This is a genomic window from Mesorhizobium ciceri WSM4083, assembly GCF_000519305.1.
Taxonomy (GTDB): Bacteria; Pseudomonadota; Alphaproteobacteria; order Rhizobiales; family Rhizobiaceae; genus Mesorhizobium; species Mesorhizobium ciceri_B.
The window spans coordinates 1,208,526-1,222,062 of the sequence record NZ_KI912610.1; the positions used below are offsets into that span (position 1 = coordinate 1,208,526).

14 protein-coding genes and 1 tRNA gene are annotated in these 13,537 nt (G+C 63.8%); 8 read left to right on the forward strand and 7 right to left on the reverse strand.

The genetic code is table 11. The features are described from left to right. Window positions 1–77: 77 nt before the first annotated feature. From MESCI2_RS0131795 to MESCI2_RS0131815, 4 genes are all read right to left on the reverse strand, one after another. Window positions 78–938, reverse strand: coding sequence for an RNA ligase family protein (locus tag MESCI2_RS0131795; RefSeq protein WP_027040015.1), 861 nt, complete (start codon window positions 936–938; stop codon window positions 78–80). Window positions 939–1,223: 285 nt separating this feature from the next. Next, window positions 1,224–1,300 (reverse strand) — tRNA-Arg (locus MESCI2_RS0131805). Between the two features lie 131 nt (window positions 1,301–1,431). Further along, window positions 1,432–2,358 carry a DUF1003 domain-containing protein gene (locus MESCI2_RS0131810; RefSeq protein WP_027040017.1) on the reverse strand — a complete coding sequence of 309 codons (927 nt, stop codon included), beginning with the start codon at window positions 2,356–2,358 and terminating at the stop codon, window positions 1,432–1,434. 580 nt (window positions 2,359–2,938) lie between these two features. Continuing rightward, a complete protein-coding gene (locus MESCI2_RS0131815) occupies window positions 2,939–3,829 on the reverse strand; it encodes a D-alanyl-D-alanine carboxypeptidase family protein (protein WP_027040018.1) in 891 nt (296 codons plus the stop codon). 491 nt (window positions 3,830–4,320) lie between these two features. Here MESCI2_RS0131815 and MESCI2_RS0131820 point away from each other — a divergent pair, with 491 nt between their 5' ends. The 4 genes from MESCI2_RS0131820 to MESCI2_RS0131835 all read left to right on the forward strand — a co-directional run bounded on the left by MESCI2_RS0131820 (window position 4,321) and on the right by MESCI2_RS0131835 (window position 8,899). Next, window positions 4,321–6,135, forward strand: a complete 1,815-nt coding sequence (locus tag MESCI2_RS0131820) for a chemotaxis protein (RefSeq protein WP_027040019.1) — start codon at window positions 4,321–4,323, stop codon at window positions 6,133–6,135. A 343-nt stretch (window positions 6,136–6,478) separates the two neighbouring features. Then, window positions 6,479–7,579, forward strand: a complete 1,101-nt coding sequence (locus MESCI2_RS0131825; RefSeq protein ID WP_027040020.1) for a hypothetical protein — start codon at window positions 6,479–6,481, stop codon at window positions 7,577–7,579. A 266-nt stretch (window positions 7,580–7,845) separates the two neighbouring features. Continuing rightward, entirely contained in the window at window positions 7,846–8,466 is a 621-nt protein-coding gene (locus MESCI2_RS0131830) for a nucleoside triphosphate hydrolase (RefSeq protein WP_027040021.1), read from the forward strand. Window positions 8,467–8,551: 85 nt separating this feature from the next. Beyond that, a complete protein-coding gene (locus MESCI2_RS0131835; protein ID WP_027040022.1) occupies window positions 8,552–8,899 on the forward strand; it encodes a hypothetical protein in 348 nt (115 codons plus the stop codon). A 24-nt stretch (window positions 8,900–8,923) separates the two neighbouring features. Here MESCI2_RS0131835 and MESCI2_RS0131840 read toward each other — a convergent pair whose 3' ends face one another. From MESCI2_RS0131840 to MESCI2_RS0131850, 3 genes are all read right to left on the reverse strand, one after another. Then, window positions 8,924–9,628: a glutathione S-transferase family protein gene (locus tag MESCI2_RS0131840; protein WP_027040023.1), complete on the reverse strand. Its 705-nt coding sequence runs from the start codon at window positions 9,626–9,628 to the stop codon at window positions 8,924–8,926. A 158-nt stretch (window positions 9,629–9,786) separates the two neighbouring features. After that, complete coding sequence (locus tag MESCI2_RS0131845; RefSeq protein WP_027040024.1) at window positions 9,787–10,995, reverse strand: beta-ketoacyl-[acyl-carrier-protein] synthase family protein; 1,209 nt, start codon at window positions 10,993–10,995, stop codon at window positions 9,787–9,789. A 5-nt stretch (window positions 10,996–11,000) separates the two neighbouring features. Further along, window positions 11,001–11,255, reverse strand: a complete 255-nt coding sequence (locus tag MESCI2_RS0131850; RefSeq protein ID WP_013528393.1) for an acyl carrier protein — start codon at window positions 11,253–11,255, stop codon at window positions 11,001–11,003. 222 nt (window positions 11,256–11,477) lie between these two features. Between MESCI2_RS0131850 and MESCI2_RS0131855 the strand changes: the two genes are divergently transcribed. Genes MESCI2_RS0131855 through MESCI2_RS0131870 form a run of 4 tightly spaced genes read left to right on the forward strand, consistent with a single transcriptional unit; the run spans window position 11,478 to window position 13,534 of the window. Continuing rightward, window positions 11,478–12,317 carry an urease accessory protein UreD gene (locus MESCI2_RS0131855; RefSeq protein ID WP_155936708.1) on the forward strand — a complete coding sequence of 280 codons (840 nt, stop codon included), beginning with the start codon at window positions 11,478–11,480 and terminating at the stop codon, window positions 12,315–12,317. A 28-nt stretch (window positions 12,318–12,345) separates the two neighbouring features. Beyond that, window positions 12,346–12,648: an urease subunit gamma gene (locus MESCI2_RS0131860; protein WP_027040026.1), complete on the forward strand. Its 303-nt coding sequence runs from the start codon at window positions 12,346–12,348 to the stop codon at window positions 12,646–12,648. 10 nt (window positions 12,649–12,658) lie between these two features. After that, complete coding sequence (locus tag MESCI2_RS0131865) at window positions 12,659–12,913, forward strand: DUF1272 domain-containing protein (RefSeq protein ID WP_027040027.1); 255 nt, start codon at window positions 12,659–12,661, stop codon at window positions 12,911–12,913. A gap of 33 nt (window positions 12,914–12,946) precedes the next feature. After that, a complete protein-coding gene (locus tag MESCI2_RS0131870) occupies window positions 12,947–13,534 on the forward strand; it encodes a HupE/UreJ family protein (protein ID WP_027040028.1) in 588 nt (195 codons plus the stop codon). Window positions 13,535–13,537 lie beyond the last annotated feature (3 nt).

Genomic DNA, 13,537 nt, shown 5'->3' on the forward strand with positions numbered 1-13,537 from the left:
TTCTCCTAGACGTCGATCTCGGCACAACGCCAGGCGCACGGTTCTGTTCCGCGTCATGGGCAGCACCTTGTCGCCGCTTATTCCTCACGGTAGTCCAGCAGCTTGGCGTGGCGGAGCCTTTCCTCGCCCTTTAAAAACCGCACGCGACCGACCAGACCAGGCTTAAGCCATTCGGCCTTTTCTTTCTTTAGACCGATGGGCACTGGTCCGCCGACTTTCCCTTGCACGCGATCCCAGAGTCGCTGACGCTTGTCGGCTTTAAAGGCAACGAAAGCACCGCCGGCATAGCGGCCCTTATCGGCCATGAGCACCATTGCGGGCTTTCCAGCCTCGCGCTGCACGCCAATGATGTCCATTTCCTTTTCGGCATAGCACTTGATCTTGCGCCAGTTCATCGTCGACCCGCTGCGATAGACGCTGTCCTTGCGCTTCGAGACCATGCCCTCCAGCCCTGCCCTGTCGACCAGGTGATAAACCGCGTCGCCAGTGCCGGGCATGGCTTTGCTGATCTGAATGCGGCCAACGGCTGGAATCAGTTCCTGCAGGATTTCGCGGCGGTCTTCCACCGGCAGGTTGCGCAAATCATGCCCGTTCAGGTGCAGGAGGTCGAATGCCACCAAATACAGATCGCGCGCCGGCTTACGACGGGTGACGGCTGACTGCAGGGCGTGGAAGTCGGACAGGCCGGCCTCGTTGACCGTGATTGTCTCGCCATCGATGATGAAACTTTCCGCCTCGATCGCCTCCGCCTCTCCGGCAAGTTCGATATAGCGGCCGGTCCAGTCGTAACCGTTCTTGGTGAACAGCCGGATCCCGTTTTCATCCTTGATGATTTGGGTGCGATACCCGTCGAATTTGATCTCATGGAGCCATTCGTCGCCCTGCGGTGGCGTTTCGACCAGCTCGGGCTCCATGGGCTTGATGAACTTCAGACGCATGCGCTGACTCGCATAGTGCGATTCAATTAGCGCGCGCTAAAATGGTTCCGGAACATTTTAGACGAATGGAATGTTTGATAGCTATGGCGAAGCTATCCGACCTCGGTCCACCAATTCCCGGCAAGCAGCACTGCGGCGAGCCAGCCGATGAGGACGACAACTTCTATACCTGCCCGACGTGTGGACAGCATGTCGACATGCGCGACTTGCGGCAGGTGATTTGGCACGAGCAGCCAAAGCACAAGCCGCTCCTTGGGCACAAGATTCCGCCGCATAAACCTTTGATGGCGCACCCGACAGGATTCGAACCTGTGACCTCTGCCTTCGGAGGGCAGCGCTCTATCCAGCTGAGCTACGGGTGCTTCCCGGAATCCGGAAAACGAACCAGCCGGTGAACCGGCAAGTCACGGCTTCTTAGCGGAAGCCGGCGCGGGCTTCAACGGGCAAATGGCGATTGGCGCTGCGACCTGGCGCGGTGCGTCCAGGCTACGGCCTATGAGGTTCCCGCCCCCGCCTTCACCGTCCGCCGTCCGCGCACCGCCCTCTTCGGCTTCTTCGCACCGGCCAGTTCATGCATCGCATCCAGCTGCATCTGCTGCATTTCGGCCAGGCGGGTCCATTGGCGCGAGATGAGGTAGTCGAGTTTTTCGTGCAGATGGCGCACTTCCAGCTCGGCCTTGAGGTTGACGCGGTAGTCGTTGAAGGAGCGCAGGCGGTCCTTGGACTCCTGCCGCCGCTGGCTCATCATGATGATCGGCGCCTGGATGGCGGCGATGCAGGAGAGCAAGAGGTTGAGCAGGATGAAGGGGTAGGGATCGAAGGCGGCGCTCATTCCGGCGATCAAATTGATGCCGATCCAGACCAGAAGCACGCTGCCGAACGAGATCAGGAACCACCAGCTGCCGCCGAAGGCCGCCATGTTGTCGGAGACGCGGTCGGCGAAGGTGCGGTGCTCCTCGAATTCTTCTTCCGAGTTTTCGGAAATCGTGTCCTGCCTGGCGATCGATTCGACCACCTGGCGGTCGAGCTCGGAGAATTCGCCGTGCTCCTGCTGCAGCAGCTCCTCCATGTAGCGCATGCGGTAGCGGCCAAGCTCGGCGCGGCTGATGCGGGCGCCGGCCGGCAGGTCGGGATGGTCCGACCGGATGCGGTCGGCAAGGCTCGGGCGCAGCGTGTCGATGCGCACCAGATCGCGCTTGCGGAATTTGCGGCCCGAGATCGCCGACGGTTTTTTCTTCGGCTTGCCACGGTGGGCGCCGGGGCCCGCGGGTTCGGAGTCCGGCACTTCGGGCGTGTCGAAGTGCTCGTCCGATACCGGATCGGCCTCCAGCTCACTGAGGGTCGGCGCCTCGAAATATTCGCCGCCGTCATCGTTCTGATTGTCTGCCGGCTGCTCGGGCGTTTTGGGGACGGTGCTCATGATGCGGGCTCCTGGTGGTGCTGGGCGACGATAGACAGAGGTGGCGGCGCATAGCCAGCGCCGGGCACGGATTTCGCAGGCCGGACAAGTGGTTTTGATCGGAGAAGGCGATGTGGCTGGCGGCGGCTCGCCCCTGAGGGCGGGTGGAGACGTTCGAAATTGGCCGAAGCCTCACCAACTTCGTCATCCACGGGCGGAGCGGGAGCGAAGCGGACGCGTAGACCCGCGGATCCATGCCGCGACCTTGGCCGGAGAATGCGGCGGAGCCGAATTCAGCACCGCTGCGGGGCCTTGGAGTCCCGGCATGGATCCTAGGGTCTGCGCCGCGTCGCTTCGCTCCTTGCTTCGCCCTAGGATGACGAAGCGATGGATGTCTCCGCTAAATGGAACCAGGGCTGCCGGAGAAGGCAACGGGGCGGCGGCAACAAAAAACCCGCCTTGCGGGCGGGTCACGGTTCCAGTGGATCAATTGGCGCGACTCAGCACCATACCCAAAACTATAGCTTAGCTGCCCTCACCGGGTCAAGAAAAAATTCCTATCCGTCACCGCGCAGCCAGGCGCAAATCGCGCCGCGGCCCACTACTGTTCGGCGAACATCAGCCTCGTCTTGGCGCCGTCCATGGTCGGCGACAGGCTGCGCTGGATCAGTGCTTCGACATGGTCGTTGCGCTGGCGGGCCGAGTCGGCGCCCATCACCACGACGATCAGGTTGCGGCCGTCGGCATTGTAGGAGGTGACGATGTTGAAGCCCGACGCCCTGATGTAGCCGGTCTTGATGCCGTCGACGCCGCGCACGCGGCCGAGCATGTCGTTGTGGCCGCGCACGAGTTTGCCGCGGAACATGAAGTCGCTTTCGGAGAAATAGTGGAACTGCTGGGGAAAGCGCTGACGCAGCGCCATGCCGAGCACCGCCATGTCGCGCGCCGTCGTCATCTGGCCATCGTCGGGCAGGCCGGACGCGTTGCGGAAGGTGGTGCTGGTCATGCCGAGCTGGCGCGCCTTGGATGTCATCATGGCGGCGAACTGGTCCTCCGAGCCGCCGAGATATTCGCCGACCGCCACCGCCACGTCATTGGCGGATTTGACGACGATGGCGCGGATCGCCGAATCGACGTCGATGCTCTCGCCGCGCCGGAAGCGCATCTTGGTCGGCGGCTGCGAGGCGGCATGGTCCGAAACGGGGATCTGGGTCTCCTTGCTGACACGTCCGGACTGCAGCGCCTCGAACAAAAGATACAGCGTCATCATCTTGGTCAGCGAGGCCGGGTAGCGCTGCGCCGTCGAGCTGACCTCGAACAGCTGCTTGCCGGTCCTGGCGTCGACGACGATCGCGGCATATTTCTGCGCCGGCGCGGGTACGGCCAGCACGCTGTCGGGCGGCGTCGTGGTCGAGCAGCCGGCAAGCAGCACCAGCAGGACGAGTGCCGCAAAAACTCTCTGGATGAGCGGAAGGGGACGCAGGTTGGACAAGGGCGGGACTGTTCTGGGATCGGCTGTTGCTGAGATGAGACGAAGCTAACGTAACGCAAGTGATGCGTCCATTTGGTTAATGCCGGTTAGCCCCAGGATTGTCGAGGGCATCGGGCTCAGTTCCTCGCCCCTGCACAGCGCAGGGCAATCGCATACGGATTTTTGCGAAGATGGACCCCCACCCTAACCCTCCCCACAAGGGGGAGGGGATGCTGCCGCGCGCTCTTATTCGTCTTGGACGTCGAGATATCGACAGTTGCCGAGATCAGCGCCTACAGAAGTCTCCCTCCCCCTTGTGGGGAGGGGTTAGGGGTGGGGGTATTCGTAGAGCGAAAGCCTCCGCTTCCCATATGCGATTGCTCCGCCTCGGGGGGCGAGGAACCCAAGCCTGCGAAGCCGCCCCGAAAACGCCGGTTTTCTCGTGTCTTTCCTTGCCAAGGCCGCGTTTCCCGTGGGAAGGGGCGTGGTATCCGAGGGCTTGGGGGCTTGGCATGACGAATATCGGGGCCGGGGGCGCTGCGCCCTCGCTTATCAGGGCATCACTCAGCCGCACCGGCAAATGGGCCGGCAGCGTCGCCTTTATCGGGGGTGCTGCCTCCGACATCCTCAATCCGCTGGCGCCGTTCGCCGCCTATATCGCGCTGGTCGCCGCTATCGCCGCAATCATCATCGCCATTGCCATCGTGCTCAGGCTGGTGCTGGCGGCCAAGGCGCTGCCGGCCTTGATCTTCGCCACAACAGCGGCGGCCGTCGCCGGCGGCGTCTACGGCCTGCAGCAGCAGACCAACGCCCAGAACGGGGTGATCGCCAGCCTGGTGCCGGCCATTGCCGGGCTGCAGCAGTCGATGGGCATCGTGTCCGAAAAAGTGGCCAGGATCGAGCAGACCGTCACGCAGACCCAAAAGACGGTCGAGGCGGTCAAGCAGACCACCGACACGGTGGCGAAGAAGGCCGATGAGATCGCTAACGTCCAGCAGCAGCAGACGCAGCAGACGGCGGAAGTTCAGAAGACCACCGAGGAGGTGAAGAAGCAGACCGAGACGCTGGCCGCCGGCCAGGCGCAGCAGCAAGCCCAGACCGAGAAGCTGCAAGAAACGACGCAGCAGATCGCCGCCTCGATCGACACGATCGCCAAGGGCTTTGCCGCCTTGGCGGCACAGGGCGGCGCAATCGCCGAGCCGAAGCGGCCGGACGAATTCTACCACAATGCCCGCGTCTACGAGCTGTCCGGCGACATGCTCAATGCGCGGCGCTCCTACCTCGCCTTTGCCGGCTTCGATGTCGACGCCATCGATCCCTACACGCGCTTTGCCACGCTGCTTCGGGTGCAGGACGGCAAGGCTGGTGCCCGCGAGGTGTTCGGCGCGCTTTCCGACAAGGGCAAGGCGCTGTCGATCAAGCTGGTGCATATCCAGCAGTTCGATGACGCCCAGCGCCTCGACAAGCTCAACGCCTTCATCGCCGCCCATGCCGATTTCGCGCCGGCCTATTTCCTGTTGGCGCAGGAGTTTTCCGAAGACCGCCTCGGCGCCCAGACGCTGGCCGACAAGCGCAACGAGGCCAAGGCGCTGACCAAATTCGTATCCTACGAAAAGGATGGCGGGCTGCTCAAATATTTCGTCGACCAGACGCAGTTGGCCGACTGGCTGGACCGCAGCCGCAGCCGCCTGGCGGCACTCGGCGACGTGCTCGATCCCGCCCGCTTCGTGCCTTCGCTGACGCCGATGCGCTCCAACCAGGGCTGGTCGATGACCATCTCGCTGCCGGAGCCGGCGACCGCCATCTCCTGGCGCATGGGCGACAGCGGTCCGTTCACCGACACCGGTTTCCTGGCCATGAACGACCAGACGACAGGCAAGCCGATGGCCAATCCGAGCTTCGAGATGCCCGACAGCACCGTGGCCGGGACCATCGCGATCAAATATCTCGATATCAGGGGCCGTGAGACCGGCCCGTTCGACATCCGCTTCGACCCGGAGACTGCACTCCAGCAAGGCAACAAGCAGATCCTCGACCAGTTCTGGACCTCGTGGATCGCCTTCGATGCCAGCGGCAACCATGGGCTGGTCTACTTCACCCAGATGCTGTCCTACCGCTGCGCCATCAAACAGGTGCATTACAGCCTGAACGGCGCGGCACTCGACAAGGAGATCAAGATGCCGCCTTGCGACAAGAAGGATCCCTACGCCATCCCCTACGAATACCAGCCCTATTTCAAGGTCGCCGACAGCGTGAAATCGATGTCGGTGCAGGTCACCTACACCGACGACACCAAGTCGCCGGTGCGGGAATACAAGCGGCAGTAGAGGCGCCCACCCTCCCCCTTGTGAGGAGGGCTATCGCACGTGGAATTCTTGAGATGTCTGCCCGGCACGGACCCCCACCCCTAACCCCTCCCCACAAGGGGGAGGGAGACTTCCGTTGGCGCCGACCCAGGCTAGTCGCCTGTCTTTTCGGGGCAAAGAAAGAACAATTAAGGCACGCGGCAGCGTCCCTCCCCCTTGTGGGGAGGGTTAGGGTGGGGGTCCTCTTCGAAAGAATCCATATGCGATGTGGGAGAGTGACAACTGATGCAAATTGCCAATCGCGGTGCTTGCGCAAGTGCCGCCGAACAGGCCAGTTTGCGCCTGCAGAATCGGTGAGAGCGCAATGACCATCCACACCATCAAGGCCCGGGGCATTTCGGTTTCGCTTGACCTCACGGTCGGCCATATCGCCGACATGGTCGTCGAGGGCGGCGGGCGGCAGCTGAAGCCGCTGCACCGCGCGCCCTGGGTCGATGCGAACGAGACACTGCCGGACAATCTGCCGGAAGGTACGGTTCGGTTGTCCGGCGATTTTCTCTGCGCGCCGTTTTCGCGCAGCGATGTCGAGGAGGCGCCGCTGCATGGCTGGCCGGCCAACAGCGCCTGGGATGTCATCGAGAGTGTCGCGACCGACGATGGCTGGCGCGCCGTCTTTCGCTTGCGCCACAAGGTGATGGGTGCCAGCGTCGACAAGATCCTGACGCTGCGCGACGGCCATCCCTTCCTCTACCAGGAGCATGTGTTTTCCGGCGGGCATGGCGCGATTTCGGTCGCCCATCATCCGATGACGGCAATGACCGGCGGCGGCAGGCTGGCCTTTTCGCCGAAGCGGTTCGCCGCGACGCTGGACGATCCGCTGGAGCCCGATCCCGCCCGCGGCCGCTTCCTGCTGGCCTATCCGGCGCGCTCCGCCGATCTCGGCCATTTCCCCGCCGCAGGCGGCGGCACGCTCGACCTGACGGAATACCGCATGGATGACCGCCGTGAGGATTTTATCACCCTCGTCGAAGCCGGCCATGGCGGACCGGGCTGGACTGCGCTGGCGCGCCAGGCCGAGGACGATCTGGTGCTGGTGCTGAAGAACCCGGCCGAACTACCGATCACCATGCTGTGGTTCAGCAATGGCGGGCGCGACTACGCGCCCTGGAGCGGTCGCCACCTGGGCGTGCTCGGCATCGAGGATGGCCGCGCCGCCGTCGGCCATGCCGCCTCGGTCGGCGACAACTGGCTGAAGCGCGAAGGGGTAGCGACCGCCTTTGCGCTGGGCGAAAGCCAAAGCGTTTCCTTTCGCCATGTCATCGGCGCCATACCGCTGTCCGGCGGCGAGCCGCCACAAGAGGTCACGACGGCGGATGGCCGCATGCGGCTGACGGCTGGTGGCGCGGCGCGGGAGGTTCCCTTCGACAGCGATTTCCTGCGCATTGGCCAGCCAGCGGCTGCCTGAACGCTCGGCATCCACGAAACCTGGGTTCCTCTCCCTCCGGAGGGGGGAGAGGTGGCTCGGCGAAGCCGAGACGGAGAGGGGGAATGGCGCAACCCTAACCGTCGTTTCCGGAAAGTACCCGCTTTGCATCCGCTGGCGCTGGCCCCTCTCCGGCCGCTGCGCGGCCACCTCTCCCCCACTCCCGTGGGGGCGAGGAAACCCATGTTCAGGGTTTGAAATTTCCTCAAACTGCCGACAAGATGCAAAAGCACAACTGGAAGCGCCCAATGTCCGAAATCGCCCATCTCGCCGCCACCATCTTCAAACGCGCCGGCAAGGCAAACCGCTTCATCGTCGCCATTGCCGGACCGCCAGGCTCCGGCAAGTCGACGCTGTCGGCAAGGCTGCATGACCTGCTGCCCGAAGGGGCAGCGGAGGTCGTGCCTATGGATGGCTTCCACTTTGACGACGCGGTGCTCGAGCGGCGCGGCCTGCGCGCGCGCAAGGGTGCGCCGGAAACCTTCGACTTTGCCGGTTTTGAGGCCTTGCTGAAGCGTATCCGCGCCGGTGAAGCCGATATCGCCATCCCGGTCTTCGACCGCAGCATGGAACTGTCGCGCGCCGCCGCCTCGATTGTCGCTACCGAGACCAAATTCATCCTGGTCGAGGGCAACTATCTGCTGCTCGACGAGGAGCCGTGGTCGCGGCTGGCGCCGCTGTTCGATTTCTCGATCTTCGTCGACGTGCCGCGCAACGAGCTCGAGCGCCGGCTGGTGGAGCGCTGGCACGGACATGGCCGCTCCGATGAAGATGCGCGCGCCTGGATCGCCTCCAACGACCTGCCCAACATCGAACGCGTGCTCGCGCGGCGCCGGGCTGCCGATCTTGTGATCGGCCTTTCCGCTTGATTCGACGGACTGCGCAAGGGGAACCTTAAGACTTTCAGGCCGTTATCCCGACACGGCAATTGTGCCAGAAGAGGGATTCGGTCCAATGGCAACCAACGCAAGAAAGCCCGCGCCCGCCAAGGGCAAGGCGACCCAATCCAAGGCCGGCGCAGGCCCGGCGATGACGGCCCGTTCGAAAGACGCCAAGCCGGCCTTTGGCAAGTCAGCTCCGAAGAAAGTGGTGCCGGCTGCGGCGAAAGCCGCGCCAAAAGCCGCAAAGCCGAAGAAGCCCGCAAGTTCCAGCGATTCGCTGGGCGGGAGCGCCATGCGCACGGCCAAGGCCACAGCCAATGTAGCCGCCGGCGCCGTCATGGTCGCAGCAAGAGGCGCTGCGTCGCTTGCCTCTTCGGTCATGGGAAAAGGCGGCTCGAAAGCCAAGGCGAAAGCGAAGTAGCCATTTTCCCGCAGGCTGGTTTGGCTATCCCTTGGCTGGGATAGTCAGGCCCTTTTGAACCGCTGGACGCGCCAGGCCACGCTCCAGCCATGCCGCCACATTGACGAAATCGTCGAAACCGACGAGTTCGCGCGCTTCGTAGAAGCCGATCAGGTTGCGCACCCAGCCGAGCAGCGAGATGTCGGCGATGGTGTAGTCATTGCCCATGATCCACTTGCGCCCCTTCAGCCTGCCGTCGAGCACACCGAGCAGTCGCTTTGACTCGTCGCGATAACGCTCCAGCGGGCGTTTGTCGGCGATCTCGCGACCGGCGAATTTGTGGAAGAAGCCGACCTGGCCGAACATCGGCCCGACCGAGGCCATCTGGAAGAACACCCACTGGATGGTCTCATAGCGGCGCGCGGCGTCCACGGGCATAAGCAGGCCGGTCTTTTCAGCGAGGTAGAGCAGGATGGCGCCGGATTCGAACAGGCCGATCGGCTTGCCGTCCGGACCGTTCGGATCGATGACCGCCGGGATCTTGCCGTTGGGGTTGAGCGACAGGAATTCCGGCGTCCAGCTTTCATTCTGACCGATGTTGACCCAATGCGGCTCGTAGGGCAGTCCGAGCTCTTCCAGGGCGATCGATATCTTCACGCCGTTCGGCGTGGTCGCCGAATAGAGCTGGAGCTGGTCCGGATGCTTGGCCGGCCAACGCGTTGCGATCGGAAAGGCGGACAGGTCTGCCATGGGAACTCCTGAATGGGGTTCGCGCCGAGCGGCGCGCTTAGAGCATTTCACCGTTTCACGGAAACGGCGATCTGCTCTAACTCTTTGTTTTGACGCAATTCTAGACGGAAAACCGCTTAACACTTTTCCTAGAATTGCTCTAGATCAGACAACCTTGTTCAGACGGCCTTGAAGGCCAGCACGGCATTGGTGCCGCCGAACGCGAAGCCGTTGCTGATCGCGGCGCGCACCTTGCGCTCGCGCGGCACATTCGGCGTGACGTCGAGGTCGCAATCGGGATCGGCCTCACGAAAATTGGCCGTCGGCGGCACGATGCCTTCGCGGATCGCCATCACGCAGGCGATCATCTCCAGAGCACCCGATGCGCCGAGGCAATGGGCGTGCATCGACTTGGTCGACGACACCGAAAGCTTGTAGGCATGGTCGCCGAAGACGCGCTTGATCGCTGCCGTCTCGATCTGGTCGTTGGCCTTGGTGCCGGTGCCATGGGCATTGAGGTAGTCGACATCCTCGGGATTGAAGCCGGCATCGGCCAGGCAGGCGCGCATGGCCGCCGTCGGCCCTTCGACGGTCGGAGCGACAATGTCGGAGGCGTCGGCGGAGAGGCCGGCGCCGGCGACCTCGGCAAGGATGGTGGCGCCGCGCGCCATCGCGTGCTCGTACGTCTCCAGAACCGCCATGCCGGCGCCCTCGCCGAGCGACAGTCCCTGGCGGTCGGCCGAGAAGGGGCGGCAGGTGTCGGGCGCCAGCACGCGCAATGCTTCCCAGCCCTTCAGGATGCCCCAGACCAGCGGCGCATCGGTGCCGCCGGCGACCATCACGTCGGCGCGGCCAAGCCTGATCTGGTCGACGGCCGAGGCGATGGCGTGGTTGGATGAGGAGCAGGCCGAGGTGACGCCGAAGACCGGGCCGCGCAGGCCCAGATTCATGCTGACATGGCCGGAGGCAGCACTTGGCATGACCTTTGGCACGGTGAAGATGCCGGCGCGATTCTTGCCTTCGATCAGGATGGCGCGATAGTTCTCTTCGATCGCCTCCCAGCCGCAGACGCCGACACCGACGACGGTGCCCATCCGATAGGTGTTGGTCTCGTTCGAAACCAGGCCGGACTGCTGCATGGCTTCCCTGGCTGCGATCGTCGCCAGCAGGCTGAAGCGGTCCATCGACACGGTCTGCTTGCGGTCGATGCCGTGATCGGGAAGCGCCTTGATTTCGCAGCCGACCTTGACCTTCAAATCATGCAGTTGGGGACTTGTGATCTGGCCGATGGCCGAGCGGCCGGCGCGCATCTCGTTCCAGATCGCGGGCGCGCTGGTGCCGAGCCCGCAAATGCCGCCCATGCCGGTGATGACAACGCGCTGCCGCATTCAGTTCAGGCTTTTTTCGCGATCAGCGCGCGCACAGCTTCGACCATGTCGCCGACATTCTTCAGATTGCTCCAGGCGTCGACCGTGTTCATCTCGATCTCGATGCCATACTCTTCCTCAAGATCGAAGATAATCTCCGTCAGCTCGAGCGAATGGATGCCAAGCGAGGTCAATTCGGTGGTGGTGGTGATTTCTTCGCCGCCCGGCTCGGCATGAGCCTTGATCTTCGCGATGATATCCGTTGCCAGCTGGTCGGCCATTCGGTTCCTTCCCCACTATCTCGACGTTTCCCGACGCCAACTGAGCAGCGCCCCTTTTTCTCCTGGTATCAAGCCGCCGTCGTCGTTTAATACCCCCGCCAAGCGCAGCATGACCGTACCAAGGTGGTTCCCTCTATAGAAACCGAAACGTTGTCAAGCAACAAGCTATATCGAACTCCATATCGACAAAGCCGACGGAGTGCTTAACGTGCAGGCATGGATATGGGCGAACCTAGCGGCGAACATGACGGGATTTCGACGCAGCGCGTTGCGGGCGTCGCGCGGCTTTCCTGCGCGCTCAGTGAGGACCGCACGCGCCTGCGGCGCCTCTATCAGGACGGCGCCGCCAAGATAAGGATGCCGGCCGTCTCGACCGATCCGCTCGAAGCGGTGCTGATCAACACCGCCGGCGGGATGACCGGCGGCGACCGTATCGCCTGGGAGGTGGATGTCGGCGCGGCCGCTTCGGCATCGATCACCACCCAGGCCTGCGAGAAGATCTACCGGGCGGCATCCGACCGTGCCGAAGTGCGGGTCAATTTGTCGGTCGGCGAAAACGGGCGCATCGCCTGGCTGCCGCAGGAAACCATCGTCTTCGACCGGGCGGCCTTTGCCCGCACGCTCGACGTCGAGCTTGCCGTCGGCGCCGAGGCGCTGGTGCTGGAAGCCGCCGTCTTCGGTCGCCTGGCGATGGGCGAGCGCGCCACGCAGGGCTACTTCCATGACCGCTGGCGTGTGCGCCAGGATGGCGCCCTCGTTCATGCCGAGGATTTCCGCATCGGACCCGATATCGCCGCCACGCTCGATCGCCCGGCGGTTGCCGGCGGCGCGATTGCGGTGGCGACGCTGCTTCTGGTGTCGCCGCGCGCCGAGGCCCTGCTCGACCGGGTTCTGGAGATCGTCGGCGACCACGGCAGCGCCAGTGCCTGGAGCGTGAAGAAATCTGGCAAGCTTCTTGCGAGGCTCTACGCCGGGGACGGCTACCGGCTGCGCCAGCGGCTGGTTCCACTCGTCGAATTGCTCAACGGAAGGGCGGGGTTGCCCAAATTATGGTCACTATAGGCCCATCTCTACCAATCCAGGGAAACGCATGAACCTGACGCCGAGGGAAAAGGACAAGCTGCTGATCGCCATGGCGGCGATCGTGGCGCGCAAGCGGCTCGATCGCGGCATCAAGCTCAACCATCCGGAAGCGATCGCGCTGATCACCGACTTCGTCGTCGAAGGCGCGCGCGACGGCCGCCCGGTCGCCGAACTGATGGAAGCCGGCGCTCATGTCGTCAGCCGCGCGCAAGTCATGGAAGGCATCGCCGAGATGATCCATGATGTGCAGGTCGAGGCGACTTTTCCCGACGGCACCAAGCTGGTGACCGTGCACGAACCGATCCGTTGAGGAGGACAGGATGCTGGAGCTGCGTCCCAACTGCGAATGCTGCGACAAGGACCTGCCGCCGGAGGCGACGGATGCGGTGATCTGCACCTTCGAGTGCACCTTTTGCGCCGGATGCGTGGAACAGGTGTTGGGCGGCATCTGCCCCAATTGCGGCGGTGGTTTTTCGGCGCGGCCGATCCGCCCAGTGGCGATGCTGAAGAAATATCCGGCGTCGAGCAGACGCGTTCTCAAGGCCGAAGGCTGCGGCCCCCGCAAGGCGGCGTAAACACCAGACCGATCAAAACGAAAGGCAAATAGAATGATCCCTGCCAAACGCCTCTGCCTGTCGGCGATCCTGCTGCTGGCCGCTGCCATGCCGGCCTATGCCCATGTCGGCATCGGCACGGCCTCCTCCTTCACGGCCGGCTTCATGCACCCGCTTTCCGGGCTCGACCACATGACGGTGATGATCGCGGTCGGACTGTGGGCGGCGCTCAAGGGCGGCAAGGCGATTCTTGCCTGGCCGGCGGCTTTTGTCGGTGTCATGCTGGTCGGCGGCGCGCTGGGCATGCTGCATATGCCGCTGCCCTTCGTCGAACCGGGCATACTGGCATCGGTCGTGACGCTCGGGCTGCTGGTGGCGCTGGCGATCGATCTGCCGGTCTCGGCCGGCGTCGCCATCATCGGCCTGTTCGCGCTGTTCCACGGCCACGCGCATGGCGCCGAAGTGCCGGAGAATGCCGGCGGGCTTGAATACATGGCCGGCTTTGCCATCGCCACGCTGTTGCTGCATGCCGCCGGCATCGCTGCAGGTCTCAGTCTCGGCATCCGGTTCCGTGGAGTGCTCCGTGCTGCCGGTGCCGCTTGCGCGGCGATCGGCATCGGCCTCGCCTTCGGCATCGTGTGAGGG